Annotated in this window: 16 protein-coding genes; 4 read left to right on the top strand and 12 right to left on the bottom strand. The window is 60.0% G+C overall.

What is annotated here, in order from left to right; genetic code table 11:
- Positions 1-464: 464 nt before the first annotated feature.
- On the bottom strand, positions 465-1859 hold the full coding sequence (locus AC2CGQ_RS05150; RefSeq protein WP_015378205.1) for a NarK family nitrate/nitrite MFS transporter: 1395 nt from the start codon (positions 1857-1859) through the stop codon (positions 465-467).
- A 349-nt stretch (positions 1860-2208) separates the two neighbouring features.
- On the opposite strand from AC2CGQ_RS05150, the gene narX reads away from it, so the two are divergent.
- Both narX and narL read left to right on the top strand, forming a co-directional pair.
- A complete protein-coding gene (narX, locus tag AC2CGQ_RS05145) occupies positions 2209-3993 on the top strand; it encodes a nitrate/nitrite two-component system sensor histidine kinase NarX (protein ID WP_350982352.1) in 1785 nt (594 codons plus the stop codon).
- Positions 3994-4003: 10 nt separating this feature from the next.
- Complete coding sequence (gene narL, locus AC2CGQ_RS05140) at positions 4004-4654, top strand: two-component system response regulator NarL (protein ID WP_004934684.1); 651 nt, start codon at positions 4004-4006, stop codon at positions 4652-4654.
- On the opposite strand, the gene AC2CGQ_RS05135 is transcribed toward narL, so the two are convergent.
- Positions 4651-6162, bottom strand: a complete 1512-nt coding sequence (locus tag AC2CGQ_RS05135; RefSeq protein ID WP_015378207.1) for a YchO/YchP family invasin — start codon at positions 6160-6162, stop codon at positions 4651-4653. The genes narL and AC2CGQ_RS05135 overlap by 4 nt on opposite strands.
- Before the next feature lie 429 nt (positions 6163-6591).
- Between AC2CGQ_RS05135 and AC2CGQ_RS05130 the strand changes: the two genes are divergently transcribed.
- On the top strand, positions 6592-7260 hold the full coding sequence (locus AC2CGQ_RS05130) for a prepilin peptidase (RefSeq protein WP_350982348.1): 669 nt from the start codon (positions 6592-6594) through the stop codon (positions 7258-7260).
- Here AC2CGQ_RS05130 and AC2CGQ_RS05125 read toward each other — a convergent pair.
- The 10 genes from AC2CGQ_RS05125 to chaB all read right to left on the bottom strand — a co-directional run bounded on the left by AC2CGQ_RS05125 (position 7257) and on the right by chaB (position 18390).
- Complete coding sequence (locus AC2CGQ_RS05125) at positions 7257-8867, bottom strand: hypothetical protein (RefSeq protein ID WP_484593506.1); 1611 nt, start codon at positions 8865-8867, stop codon at positions 7257-7259. The genes AC2CGQ_RS05130 and AC2CGQ_RS05125 overlap by 4 nt on opposite strands.
- A gap of 220 nt (positions 8868-9087) precedes the next feature.
- Entirely contained in the window at positions 9088-10662 is a 1575-nt protein-coding gene (locus tag AC2CGQ_RS05120; RefSeq protein WP_004934699.1) for an ABC transporter substrate-binding protein, read from the bottom strand.
- 132 nt (positions 10663-10794) lie between these two features.
- On the bottom strand, positions 10795-11466 hold the full coding sequence (locus tag AC2CGQ_RS05115; protein ID WP_015378211.1) for an ABC transporter ATP-binding protein: 672 nt from the start codon (positions 11464-11466) through the stop codon (positions 10795-10797).
- On the bottom strand, positions 11463-12305 hold the full coding sequence (locus AC2CGQ_RS05110) for an ABC transporter ATP-binding protein (protein WP_004934707.1): 843 nt from the start codon (positions 12303-12305) through the stop codon (positions 11463-11465). Before AC2CGQ_RS05110 ends, AC2CGQ_RS05115 begins: the two co-directional genes overlap by 4 nt.
- Positions 12295-13164, bottom strand: coding sequence for an ABC transporter permease (locus AC2CGQ_RS05105; RefSeq protein ID WP_033632776.1), 870 nt, complete (start codon positions 13162-13164; stop codon positions 12295-12297). The genes AC2CGQ_RS05110 and AC2CGQ_RS05105 overlap by 11 nt, the downstream gene beginning before the upstream one ends.
- Positions 13161-14216, bottom strand: coding sequence for an ABC transporter permease (locus tag AC2CGQ_RS05100; protein ID WP_277495871.1), 1056 nt, complete (start codon positions 14214-14216; stop codon positions 13161-13163). Before AC2CGQ_RS05100 ends, AC2CGQ_RS05105 begins: the two co-directional genes overlap by 4 nt.
- Positions 14216-15784 (bottom strand): ABC transporter substrate-binding protein, encoded by a 1569-nt coding sequence (locus AC2CGQ_RS05095; protein ID WP_044031025.1) that lies wholly within the window; start codon positions 15782-15784, stop codon positions 14216-14218. Before AC2CGQ_RS05095 ends, AC2CGQ_RS05100 begins: the two co-directional genes overlap by 1 nt.
- A gap of 175 nt (positions 15785-15959) precedes the next feature.
- The gene (gene cbl / locus AC2CGQ_RS05090; RefSeq protein ID WP_004934716.1) at positions 15960-16913 is read right to left on the bottom strand and encodes an HTH-type transcriptional regulator Cbl; all 954 of its coding nucleotides are present in this window, start codon (positions 16911-16913) and stop codon (positions 15960-15962) included.
- Positions 16914-17214: 301 nt separating this feature from the next.
- The gene (locus tag AC2CGQ_RS05085) at positions 17215-17910 is read right to left on the bottom strand and encodes a gamma-glutamylcyclotransferase (protein ID WP_021504033.1); all 696 of its coding nucleotides are present in this window, start codon (positions 17908-17910) and stop codon (positions 17215-17217) included.
- Between the two features lie 252 nt (positions 17911-18162).
- Positions 18163-18390 carry a putative cation transport regulator ChaB gene (chaB, locus tag AC2CGQ_RS05080; RefSeq protein ID WP_004934720.1) on the bottom strand — a complete coding sequence of 76 codons (228 nt, stop codon included), beginning with the start codon at positions 18388-18390 and terminating at the stop codon, positions 18163-18165.
- Positions 18391-18520: 130 nt separating this feature from the next.
- On the opposite strand from chaB, the gene AC2CGQ_RS05075 reads away from it, so the two are divergent.
- The gene (locus AC2CGQ_RS05075; protein WP_060559805.1) at positions 18521-19339 is read left to right on the top strand and encodes a siderophore-interacting protein; all 819 of its coding nucleotides are present in this window, start codon (positions 18521-18523) and stop codon (positions 19337-19339) included.
- Positions 19340-19494 lie beyond the last annotated feature (155 nt).

Here is a 19494-nt window from a genome sequence, read left to right as displayed (position 1 = left end):
CATTCTTATCCGTGAATTCATGGTGTTTTCCCACCTAATCTGATTGTCAGATAGACTACAAAAAGCCGAAAAAAACAGAATGAGAGTTGTCTGATTTAACCCCGTTACACATTCCGCTCGGCGTATGCTGCATCTAAGACAAAATCCTATTACTGATTTTATAACAATCGCACTAATTATGCTTTGCCCTCCCGGAAATTTCATTTAATCTGCGAAAAGACATTAACGCCTTAATGTAAGAATACTCTCAATAAAACGAAAAAAACGTGCAAATAATATAATCCGTTTTGGCGAAAACATTCTCACATTGAGAGATAGTGCTATAAAAAAAGAAAAAAACGGCAAGCGAAGATGAGAATTTTACCTAAAGACAGAAAATTTCACTGAGGAGGTGAGGAGAGATGACTCGGAATGAGAGAAATATCCCTCCCCTGGCGGGAGGGATTGAGAAAGCAGTTTGATCCTCAGGCCTTTTTCTTGCGGCCATACACCGCCCAGGTGATGACCACACACAAGATATAGAACACCAGGAATACTTTCATTGCCCCCGCCGGTGAGCCGGTCAGCGCCAGCGAGGTACCGAATGCCTGGGGAATAAAGAAGCCGCCTGCGGCACCGATCGCCGAGATAAAGCCCAATGCGGCGGCGGAGTCCGTCACCGCTTCACGCTGTGCGCTCTCGTCACTGCCGCCGGCCGCTTTCACGCGATCGACAGTGATTTTACGGAAAATGACGGCGATCATTTGGAAAGTCGACCCGCTGCCCAGCCCCGCCGTGAGGAACAGCACCATAAAGATGCCGTAGAAGGCGATGAACGAACCACCCTCGCCCGCCGTCGGCAAGGTCAGGAACAACAGCGCGGCGAACACGGCCATCACCACAAAGTTGATCAACGTCACCCGCACGCCGCCGAAACGGTCAGACAGCGCGCCGCCGACCGGCCGCGCCAGCGCCCCGAGGAACGGCCCGAAGAAAGCGTAATGCAGGATCACGACCTCCGGAAATTGCGTCTTCGACAGCATGGCGAAACCGGCGGAGAAACCGATGAAAGAACCGAAGGTCGCGAGGTACAACAAACTCAGCATCCACAAATGCCCACGTTTGAGCACTGGCAGTTGCTGGCGCAGCGATGCCTTGGCCGCCGCCAGATCGTTCATGCCGAACCAGGCCGCCAAGGTGGCAACCAGCAGGAACGGTACCCAGATCCAGGCGGCGTTTTCCAGCCATAACAGCCCCCCTTCTGCCTGATCTTGCGCCGTGCCGCCAAACAGACCAAACAGGCTGAAAGAGATCGCCAGCGGCGCGACCAGTTGCATGACGCTGACTCCCAGATTCCCCAACCCGCCGTTGAGACCCAACGCGCCGCCCTGACGCGCTTTCGGGAAGAAGAAGCTGATATTGGCCATGCTGGAGGCAAAGTTGGCGCCCGCAAAACCGCACAGCAGGGAAATGATGACGAACACGCTGTACGGCGTGCTGCTGTCCTGCACCGCGAATCCCAGCCACAAGCACGGCACCAGCAGGAAGCAGGTGCTGATAGCGGTCCAGCGACGGCCGCCAAACAGCGGGATCACGAAGGAATACGGCACGCGTAAAATAGCACCCGAGACCGACGGCAGCGCTGTCAACAGGAACAGTTGATCGGTGGAAAAGTTGAAGCCAACCTTGTTCAGGTTGACCGCCACGGCGCTGAACAGCATCCAGACGCAGAAGGCCAGCAGCAGACAGGGAATGGAAATCCACAGGTTGCGGGTGGCGATGCGATGGCCGCGCTGCAGCCAAAAGGCGCTGTCTTCAGGATGCCAATCCTGAATCAGCGCACCGGTTTTCTTTGATGAAGGCGTTGCAAGTTGCGACATAAAAACCTCAGACACGGGGGATTATTCCGACACCCTAGGGGGCGGCCCCGGCGGCAAAGTTGATGTATATCAACCCGAATGCAAGTAGTTGGCGGCACAAATAGCGCCTTCATCCCCTTAGGGGTACGTTCCGGATAAAAATTAAATCATTTATAATCAATAAATTACAATCAATCGCTTCGTCATCCTCACCGCTTCGCCGCCCCGCTGGAAACTAATGGGTACTTCATTCGAGGTATGGGGTTATGCTCAGGGATAATCAAAAATACGGCTGAATCGTGACTTGTTTACCCCGTCGCCGCCCTCGCCCCTGAGCTTCAGCGGCGCCAAATGCCAGGAACCCGCGCTTATGAAACGCCTGTTGGCCCCGCTTTCGATCGTGAATCAGGTCGCCCTGCTGATGTTGCTGTCGGGCATTCTGGGCGTGGCCGGCATGGGGATTTCCGCCTGGATGTCGCAAAGCATTCAGGGCAACGCGCATGCCATCAACAAGGCCGGCTCGCTGCGTATGCAAAGCTACCGTCTGCTGGCGCAGGTGCCGCTGGATGAACGGCATGAAGCGTTGATCCGCGAACTGGAGCGCGACGAAAACAGCCCCGACCTGCAGCGTTCGGTGGAGCAGGAAGGGTTGACGCAACCTTTCGACACCTTGCGCGACTACTGGCAACAGACCCTGCAACCTCGCCTGCGTAGCGCACAGCGCCCGGCCGACGCCGCGCCGCAGGTGGCGCACTTCGTGCAGCTGTTGGATAAGCTGGTCTCGGATATCGACAGGCAAACCGAGCGCCGCCTGCTGATGGTGACGCTGGTGCAGGCCGGCTTTATCGCGCTGACCCTGCTGCTGCTGATCGGCACCACCTGTTACCTGCGCCGCCGGTTGCTGCATCCGTGGCGGCAGCTGGTGGAAATGGCGCTGGCGGTGGGCCGTGGCGACTTTAGCCGCCGCTTCGCGCAGCGCGGCCATCAAGATGAAATGGCGTCGCTCGGCGGCGCGTTGAACACCATGTCCGACGAACTGTCGGCCACCTACAGCGGGCTGGAGCAGCGCGTAGCCGAGAAGACCGCGGACCTGCAGCAAAAAAATCAGATGCTGAGCTTCCTCTATCGCGCCAGCCGCCTGCTGCACGCCAGCGAGCCATTGTGCAGCCGCCTGACGCCGCTGCTCAACCAACTGCAAATCCTGACGCCGCTGCGCGCCATTCAGGTGCGGCTGTATGAAAACGACAGCCGGGAGCCGCTGCTGCAGCTGAGCGGCAACCAGCCGCTGCGGCCGGAGCATTGCCATAATCCGGTGTGCAGCGCCTGCCTGCACGACAGCGACCGCCAGCATCCCGACAACCCGTCGCTGAGCTGGAGCCTGAGTGACAAACTTGGCGATTACGGCGTGATCGTGGCGCAACATGCGCCGCAACAGCCGCTGAACGATGAGCACCGCCAGCTGGTCAACACTCTGGTGGAGCAACTGACCAGCGTGCTGGCCATCGAACGTCAGGTAGACCACCAGCAGCAGCTGATGCTGATGGAAGAACGGGCGGCGATCGCCCGCGAGCTGCACGACTCCATCGCCCAATCGCTCTCCTGCCTGAAAATGCAGATCGCCTGCCTGCAGATGCAAGGCGAAACGCTCTCGTCCGCCAGCCAGACGCTGGTGCAGCAGATGCGCGAAGAGCTGAACGGCGCCTATCGCCAGCTGCGCGAGCTGCTGACCACCTTCCGCCTGCAGCTGACCGAACCGGGCCTGCTGGCGGCGCTGCAATCGACGGTAGCGGAGTTCAATCCCAAACTGGGCCTGAACATCAGCCTCGATTACCAACTGGGGCCGCGCACGGTGCCCGCCTACCAGGCCATTCATCTGCTGCAGATCGCCCGCGAGGCGCTCAGCAACATCCTTAAGCATGCCGCCGCCAGCGAGGTGAGCATTCAGGTCATCAACAAACGGGGTGAAGTGACCCTGAGCGTATGCGACAACGGACGCGGCCTGCCGGCCGAAACATCCCGCCCCGACCATTACGGCTTGATCATCATGCGCGATCGCGCCAAGAGCCTGCACGGCCGTTGCGACATTTTACCGCGCAGCGGCGGCGGCACCGAGGTGCGAGTCAGCTTCACGCCGGATAACCACGCCATCGACTAACGGAGACACCATGACGACAGAAACCGCCGCCACCATCTTACTGATCGACGACCACCCGATGCTGCGCAACGGCGTAAAACAGCTGATTGGCATGGACGCTCGCCTGCAGGTCATCGCCGAAGCCAGCAACGGTGAGCAAGGGGTCGCGCTGGCGGAGCAGCACGATCCGGATCTGATCCTGCTCGACCTCAACATGCCCGGCATCAACGGGCTGGAAACGCTGGATCGTCTGCGCCAGACAGACCTGTCGGGGCGCGTTGTGGTGTTCAGCGTGTCCAACCATGAAGACGACGTCGTCAGCGCACTCAAACGCGGCGCCGACGGTTATTTGTTGAAAGACATGGAGCCGGAGGATCTGCTGAAGGCGCTGCATCAGGCGGCGGCCGGGCAGATGGTGCTCAGCGAAACGCTGACGCCGATCCTCGCCGCCAGCCTGCGGGAAAACCGCCCCAGCGCCGATCGCGATATTCAGCAATTGACGCCGCGCGAACGGGATATTCTGAAGCTGATCGCCCAGGGGCTGCCGAACAAGCTGATCGCCCGCCGCCTGACCATCACCGAAAGCACCGTCAAGGTACACGTCAAACACCTGCTGAAAAAGATGAAGCTAAAATCCCGCGTCGAGGCCGCCGTGTGGGTGCTGCAGGGCAAAAACGGTTAGTCGCCGCCGTACAGCGGCCCGGTTTGCGCCGGGATCGGCGGCGGCGTCAGGGTTTTGATCGGCGGCAGGCCCGCGTCATCACCGGCGGTCGCCGTCAGCGGCGGCGCCACTTTCAGCTCTATCCAGTTGGACGTCACGCGCTGCTGTTTATCGTCCTCCAGCGTGACCGATAGCCGGTAGCTGTTGGCGGCGCCCGGCGCGTCGTCCCACGGCGGCACGATCGCCGTCCAGCCCTGCGGATCGTTGGCATTGTGCGGCGGCGTCAGGCTCAGCGCCTGCGTATCCCCCTGCCAACTGACGTGAGAAATCCCGTTCAATGCCTTGATTTCCAGCACCAGCGGCACGGTTTCCCCCGCCTGCAGGCTCCACGGCGGCGTAGCGAGGAACACCTGCAGCGTTTTGCGCTGGCGGAACTCCAGCACCGGCACGTTCTTGCGTTCGATAGGATCGTAGCGGCTGCCGCGCAGCGACTTGGCCTGCGCCACATATTCCGGCGAAATCTGCTTCACCAACGGCACCCCGAGCCGATAGCTCAGCGCCAGCTCGATCTGATCCTGGCTCTGCCCGCCCGCGCCAATCTTATGCAGCGCCTTCATCGTCACCAGCGGCACCGGGGTGTAATTGAGCCCCAGCTGCATCGCGCGCGGATCGTTTTGTTTTTTGCCGCTGCCGAACAGATCGACATTATCGCCGAGATACTGCTCATAGCTGAGCGAACCGCCGATCTGGCGATAAAACGGCAGATAGCCTTGCGTCGTAATGTCGTAACCGCGCGCCGGGCGGCTGAAAAACACGCCATCGCCAGGCTGTTGCGCCAGCGCCGACAGCGGGTAGTAATAGTTGGTGGAGAAACGCAGGTAGTCTCCCCAGGCCTCCGCGCCGACGCTGCCGCGATTGCGCTGCCGGGCGAAATCGCTGTCGAGCGCCGTGTTGTACCCCAGCAGCCAGTCACCGGCGATCCAGCGCTGCCCCAGCGCGAAATTACCGAGCGCCCCGGCGCTTTGCTGCAGCCAGCCGATCTGGCTGTAGGTCAGCAATCCGTCGACGTCGTACAGCGGGCTGAATAACTGCCCGTTGCTGCCGGTAAAGTCCCCCTCACCGGTCATCTTCAGCGATAATCGGGCGGTGCCCAGCGGCGACAACAGTTCCTGCGCCTGCTGTTGCAGCGCGCCGGTCGCCTGGCCCAGCAGATAATCCTCGGCGCGGCTGCGCATCTGCTGACGGGAAACGTTATTCAGATCTTTTTCGCCGAACTGCTTGGCCATCTCGGCCCACTGCTTCTCGCGCGCGGCGTCATCGGGCGCGCCGCCCAGTTCGGGCAAATTCGCGGCCGGATCTGCGGCGGCCTGTGCGGAAGAGACAACGCTCTCCGGCGCCGGCGGGGATTCGGCGCAGGCGGGCGCCGCGCCGGCCAGCCACACCAGCGCCCCGGCCAGCCACACCGCCTGGCGGCTGTGCCAGCGTCGTTTTTTGGTTTTGATGAGTCCCGCCTGAATTTCGTCTTTCATGGCACCGTTGGCCACCCTCCCTCCTGGAGCAGGCCAACCCACTGCTTTGCTGTCGCCTTTCCCGCGGCAGATCTGGAAACCCTACGCCCCGTCCAGGCCGGAGCGCCTCTCCCTTAAAGCCTAACGGCTTGACGAACAGAAACAATAGGATAAACCCCAATCACTCTCCAGTGACGCCGTCACTTACGCCCTTTACCGATCCATTCCGGCCGCCAGGTGAATTCACACCATTTCAGCACCGATTTTGCCGATAAAAAGCGCAACAACCCGCTGTTGCGCGCCTCCGCGCATGACATTGCCTCACTCTGCAATACGTGAAGTGGCGATGCGTACAACTGCGCATTCCTCACAGCCCACCGCATTTCACCCCGATGAAATACGCATTTTGCCGTTATTTTAAACATCTATTTCACGACTTATGGAGCCCCGATGTTTCTTTCCTTACTGTGGCCCGCGCTGTTTTTCACCGCGCTGCTGTCGGCAGGTGTGGTCGCCTTCGCGCTCATCACCCGGTTGGAGCGAACGGCGGCCGGGCGCGCCAGCCCACCGAAATTGCGCCGCCGTAGCCTGCTGCTGACGGCCTTCGGTTTGGCGTTGACGGCGCTGCCCTTCGACCTGCCGGCAGCACACCGGCTGTGGTTGCCGCCGGCCGCGGCGCTGCTGATCGCCCTGGCCTGGCTAGACTGGCGCCACCGGTGGTTGCCGGACCGGTTAACCCAGCCGCTGCTGTGGGGCGGGATGCTGTGTAATCTTGACGCTCGCTGGGCGACGCTGGGCGACGCGGTTATCGGCGCCGCCGCCGGCTACGGGGGGTTGTGGCTGCTCAACGCGCTTTATCGGCAGGTGCGGCGGCGTAACGGCATCGGCCAGGGTGATTTCAAACTGCTGGCGGCGCTGGGCGCCTGGCTCGGTTGGACGATGCTGCCGCTGCTGGTCTGTCTGGCGGCCATGTTCGGATTAGGCATGGCATTGACGCGCAGCCGCCGCAACCGCCGCGCCTGGCGAACGCGGCAACCTTTCGGCATCGCCTTGGCGGCTGCCGGCTGGCTGTTGCTCTTGATGGACGCCGGCCAGAACGCGCTGGCGTTATTCGGTTAGTTCTTCAGTGTCTCGATCAGCCGATTGAGCAATCCGGCCACTTCCGCAGTGCTGGCCGTTGTCGGATTGGCCAGTGGCTGGATCACTGCGAGCCTGGTGGTGGATAACACCTCATCGCTGCGGATTTCCAACGCATCGGCGGGTGGCGAGCTCAATGAAACGCCGTCCGGCCGCCAGTAGCTGCCGCGCGTAGTCTGCACCTGATAACTGCCAAAGCCGAAATCTTTCTCGACGCGGTAATATATTTCGCAGCTTAACGGCCCGGTGCGCCGCAACATAAAGGCGCCTTTCGCGCTATAGCTGCCTTTATTGACGACAAAGGCGGTCGCCTGCGAAGACAGATCGAACGTGATATATAAATCGCACGCCAGCACCTTGGTGCTTACGCCCTGTTGAAGAGTAATGCGCGTTGTAGGTTGCCGATCCGGCGCGGTCAGGGTGCCTAAAAAAGTCCACGATTGCTGTTTCGAGATATTGCGTGGCAAATGGTTGCTGGTGGCGGAAGGGGCAATTCCCCGCTCGCCCAGACTGTACATCGCTTCGACCCCGCTTAAAAACGACGTAACGTCGACGGTGCTATTGCCGGCCACCGGAACGCCGCCGTTGTATACGTTACTGAAGGTTACCTCGGTATTGTTGCTGCAGGCGGCGATCGCCGCCGGGAACGGCGTCTTCGAACCGCTGTAAAGAGTCAACTGACCGATGTCCCAACGAGATTCGTTGATGAATCGGCACAACACGCTCCCGCTCTCCACATTCTGCGCGTCCTGGATATTGATATTGCCTATCGTGCCCTGGGCAAAGTTGGTGGACAACACGCTGACATTGGCGGCGCGCTGCGTGTTGCGGTTCTCGCAGCCCAACGAATTGATCGTGCCGTTAAAATCTTTGAACGAGTAGATATCGCCGATGCAGTCATCCGCAGCCAACGAGCCGATAGTAGAGTAAAACCCTGAAATTCTGAACGCAGTCCCCTTGGCGCGAGCGGCGTAGAGGCCGTCTATAAAATTGGTGGTGCCGGACTTGTCCATCCACAGCACCCCATCGCCCGGGCGATTGGCGTTTGCCTCCATCTGCACGTTCACCAGCCAGTTAATGAACATGTCGCCCGAGACAAACAGCGAATAACCGCCGACCTTGGTGTAGATGTCGCGAATATCAAACTTCGTCATATTGCGATCGCTGAACCACACGCCGTGAGTGTCGTCTACGCCGGTATCATCCCGCAACGTCAAGCCGTGCAGCGTCAGATTGGCGAAGCCTTTCACCACGATCACCGCTTTCTTCGTTTCGCCCTGTTCGTTGTTGTAACTGCTGTCCGCAGTCTTGACAATTTTGGTCGCCCGTCCCAATCCGACCACCCGCAAACCGATGCCGCCGTAGATGTCCGTTGTCGTCTGAATGAGTACGTGTCCGGCGACCGTATACACCCGCTTCCCAAGGGACAGCGTACCGCCGGCTTGCAGCGCCGCCGCCGCCGCTTTGTTGATCGCCGGCCCCCAGTTGCTTCCGTCGCTGTCCTGATAAAACTGTTCCGGCGTAACAACCTCACCGGTGGCGATCAAGGTTGCTGCGCGCGCTCCTGAAGCGTTTTCGTTATTGTCCATAATATCTCCTGACGTGATGTGTCCGCATCATTGCGGACGGCCGCGGTGAAAGGCGTCAACAACGCCGCCTTTCAGTGCCAATCTATCACCGTCATATGAGCGCGTTATGAAATTTCATTTTATTTCACCCTGACACAACATCTCGCGATCCGAGGTAGCAATAGCCAGCAATTTCACTCGCCGTTGGCCTTTGGTGCGACAGAAAGCTCGGACAGGCCCGCTACTTGCTGACCCGATCCAGATACAGCATGCTGTTGGCGATATCCAACCGGGCACCTTCGACGTTGTCCCGCAATGCCACCAGCGTTTGCCCCTGCAGCGCCACCACATACGGCGAACTGGCCTGCAGTTCCCGTTGCAACGTGACGTAACGTGCGCTGCGCGCGGCGCTGTTCCCTTCCGCAGCCGCGGCGCGCGTTTCCGCGCTGATGGCGGGAATGTTCCACTGGGTGCGCCAGGCCAGGGTTTTCGGCCCACCGGGCACGTTATAGGCAAAGGCGCTGGCGTTGGTGTTCGGATCCAGGTAGTCGGCGCCCCAGTAGGTGAAGATCGCCTGAAAATCGCGGCCGCGCATCTTGCCCCACAGATCGCTTTCTACCACCGGATGGATATCCAACCGCAGCCCGGCCTGCGCAAAACTGGCCTGCAGCGCCTGCGCGATGTCGGTATACGGCGGTTGGTTGATGACGATAAGATCGATGCGCGTGCCTTCAGCGATGCCGGCATCGCGCAGGATCTGTTTGGCTTTGTCCACGTCGAGCTTAAACGGCCGATCGTCGAGTGCCCCGTCCAATCCCTGCGGCAAGAAGGCCTGATGCACGCGATATTGCCCTTTCAGCAGTTGCTCGGCGATGCTCTGATAATCGACCAGCCAGCGCGCCGCCTGCCATAACGCCGGATTGCCCAGCGCCGGATTGTCTTTGCTGCCGGTGTTGAAACCGAGGTAATAGATCCGGGGCGCATCGGCCTGCTCGATGCGCACGCCAGACGCGTTACGCAGTGAGTCGAACTGGTCAGCCCCCAGATCGTAGGCCACGTCGGCATCCCCTTTCAGCAACAGCAAACGGCGGGTACCGGCGTCGCTGACGTTCTTGAACAACACCGTTTTCAACCTTGCCGGCGACGGAGCGTAGTCATTACGGCCAAACAGCAGCGCTTCATGCGGCACATAGTTGTTCACCCGATACGGGCCGCCGCCGGCGGAATGGCTGCGCAGCCAGCCGTTACCGTAGTCCCCCTGCTGCGCGTGCTCGTTCAACAGCTTTTCATCCACGATCGAAGCCACATTCGCCGTCAGCAGCCGCAGCGCCAACTCGCTGCCGATGTTGGCGGGCCAACTGAGTTGCACCTGGTTATCTCCCACCTTCTTCAGCTGTTGCTCAACGTTATCCGGCGTCCAGCCAAACTCGCCGAGAATAAACGACGGCGCCTTGTTCAGCTTCACCGCGCGAACCAGCGAAAAAATCACATCTTCTGGCCGCAGCGGGTTGCCGGAAGCGAAACGCTGCTGCGGTTTCAGGGTAAAGGTCAGGCTGCGGCCATCGGCGCCCGCTTGCCAACTGCCTGCGGCGTCCGGCGCCAGCTTTTGCGGCGCGGCGCGATCCGGCGCCACCAGGCGCTGATAGAGGTTGACCAGATTGGCCGAACTGACGGTTTCAAAGCTCTCCGCCGGATCGAGGCTGATAATGCCCTCCAACGAACTGACCACTACCAAGGTATCCTGCGGGGTGGCAGCCTGCGCACCAAAAGCGGCCGCCAGCGCGCCATACAATAAGGTTGGAATTAACCGTTTCATCGATACACTCTCCACAATCACGCGGTTGCGCTGTTTTTCGAGTGTAGGGGGTAAGAATTAACAGAAGAACGACGATAAATTGCTTTATTTATTACCAAGATGGATATGCCCGCCGCGTTGGCGGGCACAGGTTTAAATGCTGATGCGGCCGTGCGCCATTGCCACCGAACGATCGCACATATGGTCAATCACGTCCGCATCGTGGCTGACCAGCACCATGGTCAGATCGCCCGCCTGCTTCAGCTCGTTGAGCAGATTGAGGATCTCCGCCTGCACCGACATGTCCAACGCCGAAGTCGGTTCATCCAGCAGCAACAACTTAGGCCGCAGCAACAATGCGCGCACGATCGCCACGCGCTGCCGCTGGCCGCCCGACAGCTGATGCGGGTAGCGATCCAGCAGGCGCGGATCCAACCCCACCTGGCGAAAGCCCGCGCTGATCTTGCGTTCGATATCGCTTTCCTGCAGCAGCTTGAGCGGCTCCGACAGCGTACGCAACAGCCGGTGCTTGGGGTGTAGCGAAGCATAGGGATCCTGAAACACCATCTGTACCTCACGCCGCAGCTCGCCGGTAAATGCCTGCCCCGGTTGCAGCCGCCGCCCCAGCAGCTCAAAACCGCCCTGCCAGCTGCCATTCAGCCCGGCCAGCACCCACAGCAACGAGGACTTGCCGCAGCCGGAAGGCCCCACCAGCCCGAAACACTCACCCGGTTCGATGTGCAGGTTAACCTCATGCACCACGGTGCGCAGCTCGTAGCCCTGGCGGTGACTGACGCTCAGGTTCTCCAGTGCGATTACGCTCATTTCAACGTCTCCAACAGCGCGCGGTCCAGCACCGGCAGCGGTTTGCCGCGCGTCTCGCGGCTCGGCCGGCACGCCCACAGCGTGCGAGTGTAAGGATGCGTGGCCTGCGCCAGCTCTGCTGCCGGCAGTTGATCCAACAGCTCGCCTTTGTACATCACCAGCACCCGCTCGCAGTGGTGCGCCACCTGCTGCAAATCGTGGCTGATCAGGATCAGCCCCATGTTGCGTTGCGCCACCAGATTGTCTATCAGTTGCAGCACCTGATCGCGCATCTGGTGATCCAGCGCCGAAGTCGGTTCATCGGCAATCAACAGCTGCGGATCGTTGATCAACGCAATGGCCAGCATCACCCGCTGCCCCATGCCGCCGGAGAGCTGATGCGGATAACGGCCCCACAGCGCCGCCGGATCGGGCAACCCCACCGCCGCCAGCATCTCCAATACCTTTTCACGCCGCTCGGCGCGGCTCAGCTTGGCATGCAGCACCAGCGGCTCCTCCACCTGACGGCCGATCGGCTGATTGGGATTCAGCGCATGTTTGGGATCTTGCATCACCATCGCCACCCGGTCGCCGCGCAGGCGGCTCCACTGGCGTTCGCTCAGGCGCGTCAAGTCTTCATCGCCCAGCGTCAGGCGCTGCGCCTGCAGCTGCAACGGCGGCGGCAATAGCCCCATCAGCGCACGCGCGGTCAACGACTTGCCGGAACCGGACTCGCCGACCAGCGCCAGCCGCTCCCGCCCCATGCTGAACGAGATATTCTTCACCAGCGCCGCCGGCTGCGGCCCCGGCACGCCGATCGCCAGCCGTTCGACGGTCAATAAAGTGTTATCAGTGCCCATGACGAGGATCCATTTTGTCGCGCAGGCCATCGCCCAGCAGGTTAAACGCCAGACTGGCGAACAGGATCGCCCCGCCTGGTGCGGCGGCGACCCACCATTGGTCGAAAATCACTTTACTGCCTTCGGCCACCATCGAACCCCATTCGGCGGTCGGCGGCGCGACGCCCATGCCGAGGAACCCCAGACCGGCGGCGGACAGGATGATGCCGCCCAGGCTCAGCGCCGCACGCACCACCGCGCTCGGCAGGCATAAAGGCAAAATGTGGCCGACCATCAGCCGCAACCCGTTGATGCCCTGCATGCGCGCCGCCGCCAGGTAGTCACTGCGGCGCAGCGCCAGGGTTTCGGCCCGCGCCTGGCGGGCAAAGGCCGGCCAGCTGGTCAATGCCAGCGCCAGCGCGCCGTTCATCAGCCCCGGCCCCATCACCGCCACGAACGCCAGCGCGATCACCAGACTCGGCAGCGACAGGAAAATGTCGGTCAGACGCATCAAAATGCGCTCGACCCAGCCGCCGAGGTAACCGGCGCAAATGCCGACCAGCAGGCCGATGGGAATGGTCAACACCAGAATCAGCGACACCAGGATCAGCGTCGGCCGCGCGCCGTAAATCACGCGGGAGAGCAAATCGCGGCCAAAGCCGTCGGTGCCCAGCCAATGTGCAGCCGAAGGCGGCAGTAACCGCAGCTCGATATGCTGCAGATTGGGATCGAAAGGCGCCAGCCACGGAGCCAGCAGCGCGGTGACAATCAGGATCGCCACCAGCGCCGCACCCAGCGTCAGCGTGGTCAGACGCCGACCGCGGCGGTCACCGACGGCTGGCTCGCTTTGCGGTTCGTGTTCAGAGAGATATTGGCTCATCGAGTTCGCGGATCCACTAAATAGGTCAAGGCGTCGGCCAGCGCATTCAACAGCACGAAACAGGTGCCGATCAGCAGCGTGGCGCCGAGGATCGCCGGCGTGTCGGCAGCAAACAGCGCCGAGGTCAGGTAACGCCCGACGCCGGGCCAGGCGAACACCGTTTCGGTCAATACCGCGCCCTCCAGCAGGCTGGCGTAGGAGAGAGACAGTACGGTGATCAGCGTGCCAAACACATTGGGAAATACATGGCGCAGCAGAATACGCAGGCGGCCGGCGCCCTTGGAACGCGCCAGCGTCACGTATTCCTTGTTGCACTCTTCCAGCATCGCCGCCCGCAGCAGCCGGGTAATGCCCGCCATCGACAGCAGCGCCAACGCCACCACCGGCAGCCACAGGTGGCCGATGGCGTTGTAGAACATTTCACGATCGCCGGACAGCCAGCTGTCGATCAACACGAAACCGCTGCGCGGCTCCATGCTGTACAAGTAAATGTCGTCCAGCCGCCCCGGCCCCGCCGACCAATGCAGCGTGGCGTAGAACAGCAACAGCCCGAGCAGGCTCAGCCAGAAAATCGGCACCGAATAACCGATCAGCGACAGCAGACGCGCCGCGTTATCCAGCCAGCTGCCCGGTTTGAGCACCGCCAGAAATGCCAGCGTAATGCCGCCGAGGGCGCCGAGGATAATGGCGCAGGTGGCCAGCTCCACCGTCGCCGGGAAGGTACGCAACAGATCGCTCAACACCGGCTGCGCGGTAATACGCGAAATGCCCAAATCGCCGTGCGCCAGGTGCACCAGGTAACGCCAAAATTGCACCGGCAGCGGCTGATCCAACCCCAGCTCGTGCCGCACCTGCGCATAGGTGGCTTCGCTGGCGTGATCGCCCGCCACCTGCAGCGCCGGATCGATCGGCGCCAGGTGCGACAGCATGAAGGTGAACAGCAGCAGGCCGAGCAGCGTTAACGCCAGAGACAGCGCGCCGCCGAGCAGTCGCCCGCCCCAGCGCCAATACCGCCGGGCCGCCCCGGCGCCGGCGGACAGATCAGCGGCCATTACTTGCTGACCTTGCTGTAGAACACCATGTCAGGGTTGATGCCCTGCACATAGCCCTTGAGGTTATCACGCACCGCAATCAGGCTGCGCGCCTGCAGGCCGATGACAAACGGCGAGCTTTGCTGCACCTGTTTTTGCAGTTGCTGGTAGTCTGCCACCCGTTTGGCGGTGTCGTTTTCCGCAGTGGCGGCCAGCGTCAGCTTGCTCAGCGCCGGGATCTGCCAGTTGGCGCGCCAGGCCAGCGTCTTGCTGCCGTCTTCCGGGTTGTAGGCGAAGGCGGCGGCGTTGGTGTTAGGGTCGAAGTAATCCGGCCCCCAGGAGGTCAGCGTCGCATCGTAGTTAAGCGCTTTCACCTTGGTGGAGACCTGCGAACTGATGCCCGGCACCAGTTCGACCTTCACGCCGCCCTGGGCAAAACTGGCCTGCAGCGCCTGGGCAATATCCAGATACGGCGGCTGGTTGTTGACGTCCAGGCGGAAACTGACGTTGCTCAGCCCCGCTTTGGCCAGTATTTCTTTGGCTTTCTGCGGATTGAAGCTGTACGGCTGATCCTTGAGCGCGCCCAGATAACCGTCCGGCAGGAATGCCTGATGGCTCTGGAACTGCCCTTTCAGCAGATCGTCGGCGATGCCTTGATAATCGAACAGCCAGCGCGCCGCCTCCCAGAACGCCGGATTGCCGAGCGCCGGCGACGCCTTGGCATTGAACTGCAGGAAATAAAGCGAGGCGTAAGGAATGGCCAACGGTTTGACGCCCGGCTTGCCCTTCAGAGCCGCCATCTGGTCTGCCCCCAGGTTGCGTGCGATATCGGCATCGCCCTGCTCAATCAGCAAACGGCGCGCCGCCGGATCGGGCACGTTTTTGATCAGGATGGTTTTCAGCGTCGGCGCCCCTTCCGGCGAGCCGGGATTGGCGTCCAGCACCACCACTTCGTGCGGCACATAGGTGCGGATTTTGTAAGGGCCGCTGCCGGCGGAGTGGCTGTTCAACCATTGATGCCCCAGATCGTCGCCCTGCTGGTGCGCCAGCGCCTCTTTGGCGTCGACGATCGAGGATACCGGCGCCGACAGCAGGCTGAGCACGAAGGCCGGGCTGACGTTCTCACTCCAGCTGATTTTTACCGTGTGCTCGTCCACCTTGCTCAGGTGTTGCTCCACGTTCTTCGCGTTCCAGCCCAGCTGCGTCAGGATAAACGACGGTTCGAGATTGAGTTTAACCACCCGTGAAAGCGAGAAGATCACGTCTTCCGGCCGCAGCGGATTGCCGCTGGCGAACCTGGCGTCCGGGCGCAGGCTGAAAGTCAGGCTGCGGTCGTCGGCGCCGGCCTGCCAGCTGCTGGCCAGGGTTGGTTTAAGATCGATGGGATTGTGCGGATCTGACTGGATCAGACGTTGATACAGGCTGTTGAACGACTGCACCGTGGTTAACTCAAATCCCTGGGCCGGGTCAAAGCTGACCACGTCATCGATAGATTGCGCGATCACCAGCGTGTTGGCCGGCGTCGCCGCCTGTACGTTAACGCTGGCCGCCACGGCCAAAAACAGCAAAGAAGGAACGAGCGCTTTCATCTGAAACTCTCCAAGCGGATGGAATTTATAATAATTTTGCGAGTGTATGCGAGCACGATCGGCAGCTGAAGGTACTTAAATCACTATAGATATTCTTTTTATGTATATAGATGGGATTTTGATTATTAGGCAGGCGATGCAGAATGCGCGGCAGGAATTGCCTGCCGCTTATCGGTTAAATCTGATAGTCAATCACCGCATCCAGCTGCGACGAGAAGACCTTGTCTTTGATTTCGGTCAGCGACAACGTCGGGTTGCACAGCTGAATAAAGCGCCAGGCATAGTTGCGCTGCAGTTGGCTGCGTTTCAGGCCCAGCCAGACCGTATTGGGTTCAAACAAATGCTCGGCGTTGAGGCTGACCAACCCGCGATCGCGCTCTTTTTCATACGACATGTCCGCCAACACGCCCACGCCCAACCCCAGCTCGACATAGGTTTTAATCACGTCGGAATCTTGCGCGCTGAGCGCGATGTCCGGCGTCAGGCCCGCTGATTTGAACGCCGCATCCAGCTTCGCGCGGCCGGTAATGCCCTGGCGGTAAGTGATCAACGGCAAGGTGCTGAGCATCTCCAGCGTCACCTGCGGCTGCCGCGTCAACTCGTGCCCTTCCGGCACCAGAATGGTGTGATGCCACCGGTAGTAGGGGAATGCCGCCAGCGACTCGTCGCTCATCAGCCGTTCGCTGGCAATGCCGATATCGGCTTCACCGGCGGCCAGCATAGAAACGATCTCCTCCGGGCTGCCCTGATTGAGCACCACCCGCACCCGTGGATAAAGCGCGCGAAACTCTTTGATCACCCCCGGCAGGCTATAGCGCGCCTGGGTGTGCGTCGTCGCGATATGCAGTTGCCCCGAATCGTTGCTGCTGAAGACATCCGCCAGGCGACGGATGTTGTTCGCGTCGTTAAGAATGCGCTCCGCCACCACCAGCAGCTCTTTGCCGGGCTCGGTCATGCCCAACAGCCGTTTGCCGCGGCGAATGAATATTTCAATGCCCAGCTCTTCTTCCAGCTCGCGAATATGCCGACTGACGCCGGACTGCGAAGTAAATAAGGTATTGGCGACCTCGGTCAGGTTGTAGTTGCAGCGCGCCGATTCGCGAATAATTTTTAATTGTTGAAAGTTCATCCCCGTCTCCCTGTTTCTTGCGGTAGCGTTTGCCATATTGATACGGAGACCTGCGGGGCTGAACAAATAAGAAATAACCTTTACTTATGCAATTTAATACTAAGTGAATTATTTATCGTGGCTCTCGGGGGGTGAGGATGTGGGAAAATGATGAATGTCTTTAAAAATAATGAGATAAATAACCACAAAAATAAAGAGCCTTAAGTCATCATGCAGAATAAAGTTATTAAATAGAGGTATTAGATATATGAAAAGGGCTCAGCATGCTGAGCCCTTCAGTGTCTGCTGCCCTGCTAACGCCTCAGGCGGTAGCCTCGGCCCCGAAAGCGCCAGGGCGGTTCTGTTGCAACCACTGCTGTACATAGCGCACCAGATCGCCGATGCAATCATCCTGCATGCCGTGGTGTTTCAGCTCGTTATCCAGCGCAAACAGGTATTGCGCGTTGGTACCCAGCGGGCCGCTGGCGCTGGCGATCAATGGCGCGATCACCTGGTGGCTGGTGTCTGCTTCAAACAACGGGTGCTGCGCGTTCATCACGAACACCAGCGCCGTGACGGTCTCTCCGCCATCCAACTGCAGTTCACACCAGGTCGGCACGTAGCAGTCGGTCACCATTTCGCGCTTCCAAAGCAGCTCCAGCTCTTCACGCAGCTTACCTTCCGGCAGACGAAACGCCAATCCGGTGGTCTGGCCGCCCTCTTTCAGCGCCAGCATGCGCCCCGGCTGATGCAGCGTGCCGCGCCCGGCGGTCAAACGCATGCAGAACGCCCGATGCCAGCCCTGCAGCATGGCGGGCCGCACTTCTTCAGATTCGAAAACCGGATTCCACATCAGCGAACCGTAACCGAATACCCATACCGGGCTGTGATCCGGCCGGCGCGATAACGTGCATTCCAACGAGGCTGCGCGCTGTTCAGGCGTCAGCAGCAGCGACTCCTCAATAGCGCCAAAGGCGGTTTTGCAATCCGCTTTTTGCAGAAAATCTCGCGTTAACACTGTTACAACCTCCCGGGAATACGATTTCTCGTCCTCCCTCGCCACTACTGAACCTTTGCAATTTTATTTTTTGGTGCGGAATTTTATTAATTCAATAACCGCGCCGATTAATAATGACCATATTCTTTTCCCGCCGCGCAATCAAGTTGCAAAGCGGCGTTAACGTGGAAAAGTATTTGTACTGAGCAGCAATAATATTAATTGCCGAGGTCAACATAACGTCTGCGCGTTTTTTACCGGGGCATAAAGGCGTTACTTTTTATGCCAGCGTTCGTCGTCGCCCTTGCGATAGCTTTGCTTGACCGCCGCCCAGGCCACCTTATGCGCCGTCTCCTCCCGGCTGTCGTCACCGCGCCGATCGTCGGGATCCCGGTATTGTTGCCAGGCGCTGTTGAACGCTTCTTTATAGATCGCCTGCGCATGTTCCGGTAGCACATGCTTTACATTGTCCGGCAAGTCGCTCGTGTCTTGGTATGGCATCACGTCCTCCCGTGCGTATTGCGTGAACCTTAAGCCTAGCTCACACGCGGTTGCGCCTCAATGAGCAAACAATTCTCATTATCAAACGGCATGGTATACTCACCGCCAAACGAACTATAAGGAGATCCTCGTGACTACCGAAGCCCCTCGCTCACGCGCCCCCTACCTGATCGCCGTCAGCGCCGTACAGGACATTACGCCGCACCTGCGCCGCATCACCTTTACCGCGCCCGATCTGCGCTACTACCCGGCCAACGCCGCCGCCGCGCACATCAAGGTCTTTTTGCCGCTCGCCGGCCAAACGCAGCCGGATCTGCCGACGCTGACTGAAAACGGCCCGCGCTGGGCTGCGGATGCCGTGCGCCCGATCGTGCGCACCTATTCCATTCGCGCCGTGCGCCCGGAACAGGCGGAAGTGGACATCGAATTCGCCATTCACGATCACCAGGGCCCGGCGGTCGACTTTGCGCGCCAGGCGAAAATCGGCGATAAAATCGGCATCAGCAATCCAGGCGGCCCCAAACCGATGCTGCCGGCCGCCGACTTCTACTGCCTGGCGGGCGATCCTTCCTCGCTGCCTGCGTTGGCCGCGCTGCTGGAAAACCTGCCGCCGCACGGCGCCGGGCGCGCTTTCATCCGCGTCGACAGCACTGCCGACGTGATTGACCTGAAAAAACCCGCCGATGTTGACGTCAATTGGATCGTCGGCGGCACGGAAAAAACCGACGAATTGATCGCTCGATTCCGCGCGCAGTCCCTGCCGCAGGGGGAAGCGCACTTCTGGCTCGCCGGTGAAGATCGCCTGGTGGTGGAGCTGCGCCGTTACCTGCGGCGCGAACGTCAATGCGATCGTAATCGTCTTTATGCCGTGCCTTACTGGCGTGAAGGGCTAAATGAAGAGGGATACCACAATAAACGGCATGAAATCATGGACAATATTGACGACTAGCGTTCATATTTTCCTTGAATAACCACGAACTAAATAAGTAAACACGACTTTTCTCAAATCTAACGTTGTAAATTGACGTTATTGCGTAAAAGTAAGTAAATAAAACCGCACCCCGTGCGGTTTTTTTGTTACTCTGATCACATAAAGCAAGCAAT

It is taken from the genome of Serratia sp. DFXYC6, from assembly GCF_057196085.1.
The sequence above is the reverse complement of the archived record's forward strand: the minus strand, read 5'-3'. Positions and strand labels throughout refer to the sequence as shown.